The sequence below is a fragment of the Ornithinicoccus halotolerans genome (assembly GCF_009602535.1).
Classification (GTDB): Bacteria; Actinomycetota; Actinomycetes; order Actinomycetales; family Dermatophilaceae; genus Ornithinicoccus; species Ornithinicoccus halotolerans.
In genome coordinates, this window is the sequence record NZ_WIQI01000198.1 from 1 (window position 1) to 1,895 (window position 1,895).

The following is a 1,895-nucleotide window of genomic DNA, read 5'->3' on the forward strand; positions in this document are numbered from 1 at the left end:
GAAGCGTCGCAACTACGTGGAGATCGAGGAAGGCGACGCCGTGCAGCGGTACTTCCCGCACGTCAACGGTGGTGGCACCAGTCGCACAGCCGGCCGGGACGGGGCCGCCAGTCCCCGGTGCGGGCGGCCCGCTCGATCGCCTGCCACAGCGCCTGCAGCTTGCGCTCGGTCGCCCGCAGGTCCTGCTCGTCCGGGGCGTAGCGCAGCAGCTGCCCGTCCCGCAGGTACACCAGCTGCAGCAGCGTCGGCACCACGCCGCGCGCCCGCCACAGCACCAGCGCGTAGAACTTCATCTGGAACAGCGCCTTGCCCTCGAACGCCTCCGAGGGCGAGCGGCCGGTCTTGTAGTCGACGACCCGCAGCCGGCCGTCCGGGGCGACATCGAGCCGGTCCACGTAGCCACGCAGCACCAGCCCGTCCGCCTCGGCCTCGACGTACAGCTCCCGCTCGGCGGGCTCCAGCCGGCTGGGGTCCTCCAGGTCGAACCAGCGACGCACCAGCACCGCCGCCTGCTCCAGCCAGGCCTGCTCGGCCCCGTCGGGTCCCGCCGCGGAGCCGGACCCGGCCGCGGGGGCGGACCCGGACACCAGGGCGGCGAGCTCCGGGTGCTCGGCGCGCATCCGCTCCCACTCCGGCTGCAGCAGCCCGACCGCGCCCTCGGGCGTGCGCTCGGGGGCCGGCAGGTCGAACACCCGCTCCAGCGCCGCGTGCACCAGCGTCCCCCGGGCGGTCGCCGCGGTCGGCGGCTCCGGCAGCCGGTCGATGACCCGGAACCGGTACAGCAGCGGGCACTGCATGAAGTCCGCGGCCCGGCTGGGAGACAGAGCGGGGGTCATGACGGCCAGGGTACGGACCGGCGCCGACAAAGGGTTCGCCCGCGCCCACGTAGGCTCACCGCATGACGCAGGCGGTGACGGGCGCGGGCCCGGGGTGGCGGCTCGGGCAGGTCGGCGGCGTCCCGGTCTACATCGCCCGCAGCTGGCTGCTCATCGCCCTGGTCATCGTGCTGCTGTTCGGCCCGGTCGCGCGCGACGCGCTGCCCGGCAGCGGTCCGTGGGCCTACGCCGTCGCCGCCGCGTTCGCGGTGCTGCTGCTGCTGTCGGTGCTCGTGCACGAGGCCGCGCACGCGGTCGTCGCCGCCCGCAGCGGGCACCAGGTGGTGCGGATCGTGGCCGACTTCTGGGGCGGGCACACCGCCTACCAGGGGGCCGGGTCGGGCCCCGGGCGGGCCGCCCTGGTGGCTGCCGCCGGTCCGCTGGCCAACGCCGCGCTCGCGCTGCTGGGCTGGCTGCTGCTGCCGCTGCTGGACAACCCGGTGCTGGTGCTGCTGACGCTGGGGCTGACCTTCGCCAACGGGTTCGTCGCGGTCGTGAACCTGCTGCCGGGGCTGCCGCTGGACGGTGGCCACGTGCTGGACGCCGTGGTCTGGCGGCTCACCGGCAGCCGTGGGCTGGGCACCATGGTCGCGGCCTGGAGCGGCCGGCTGCTGGTGGTGGCGCTGGCGCTGTGGGTGCTGGCCTGGCCGCTGCTGCAGGGGGACCGGCCCTCGCTGACCAGGCTGCTGTGGGTGGGGCTGCTGGGGTTCTTCCTCTGGGCGGGCTCCTCGCAGGGGCTGGCGCTCGGTCGGGCACGGCGGGCGCTGGAGGGCCGCAGCCTGCAGCCGCTGCTGCGGGTGCTGCCGGTGCTGGACAGCAGCCGCCCGGTGTCCGAGCTCGACCGTCACCCCGCCGGGTCTGCTGAGTCCGCCGGCTCCGCCGGGCACCCGGCCGCCGTGGTCACCGGACCGGACGGACGCCCCTACGGGCTGGTCGACGCCGCGGCGGGTGCCCTGGCCGGCAGCGACCAGGATGGCCCCCAGGCTCAGGAGGCCAGGACCTCGTCGAGGGTGGCCTCCG

2 protein-coding genes are annotated in these 1,895 nt (G+C 75.9%); one reads left to right on the forward strand and one right to left on the reverse strand.

Annotated elements, in window-relative coordinates; translation table 11 throughout:
* Positions 1-62: 62 nt before the first annotated feature.
* The gene (locus tag GFJ45_RS15960) at positions 63-836 is read right to left on the reverse strand and encodes a RecB family exonuclease (RefSeq protein ID WP_153399059.1); all 774 of its coding nucleotides are present in this window, start codon (positions 834-836) and stop codon (positions 63-65) included.
* Between the two features lie 62 nt (positions 837-898).
* On the opposite strand from GFJ45_RS15960, the gene GFJ45_RS15965 reads away from it, so the two are divergent.
* Positions 899-1,895, forward strand: a 997-nt coding sequence (locus GFJ45_RS15965) for a M50 family metallopeptidase (RefSeq protein ID WP_153399062.1), incomplete at its 3' end; no start/stop codon positions are given.

Coding starts and splice junctions, on each gene's coding strand:
- GFJ45_RS15960 (WP_153399059.1), bottom strand. CDS start 836: ATGACCCCCGCTCTGTCTCCCAGCCGGGCCGCGGACTTCATGCAGTGC.